2 tRNA genes are annotated in these 495 nt (G+C 46.5%); both read left to right on the top strand.

Annotated elements, in window-relative coordinates:
- The first annotated feature begins 102 nt into the window (after positions 1–102).
- A tRNA-Ile gene (locus OGX91_RS00185) sits at positions 103–179 on the top strand.
- Positions 180–284: 105 nt separating this feature from the next.
- Positions 285–360, top strand: a tRNA-Ala gene (locus OGX91_RS00190).
- Positions 361–495: the final 135 nt, after the last annotated feature.

Genomic DNA, 495 nt, shown 5'->3' on the forward strand with positions numbered 1-495 from the left:
TAGGGGAACCTGCGGTTGGATCACCTCCTTACCTTAAAGAAGCGTTCTTTGTAGTGCTCACACAGATTGTCTGATGAAAATTAGCAGTAAGAAAATCTCTGCAGGCTTGTAGCTCAGGTGGTTAGAGCGCACCCCTGATAAGGGTGAGGTCGGTGGTTCAAGTCCACTCAGGCCTACCAAATTCTTTCTGATACCGCGTTGTGAAACGACTCGCATACTTCAGTATGCTTCGCCGCTCCACGCCTTGTCTCAGCAAGAATTAAGGTGAATGAGATAACTACGATGGGGCTATAGCTCAGCTGGGAGAGCGCCTGCTTTGCACGCAGGAGGTCTGCGGTTCGATCCCGCATAGCTCCACCATCTTTACTGCAACAATACAAGAAAACTTCAGAGTGTACCTGAAAAGGTTCACTGCGAAGTTTTGCTCTTTAAAAATCTGGATCAAGCTGAAAATTGAAACGACACACTGTTTCATTTCTCCGTAATAAGAAATGA

This window comes from Citrobacter sp. Cpa228 (assembly GCF_030333085.1).
GTDB classification, from domain to species: Bacteria; Pseudomonadota; Gammaproteobacteria; order Enterobacterales; family Enterobacteriaceae; genus Citrobacter; species Citrobacter pasteurii.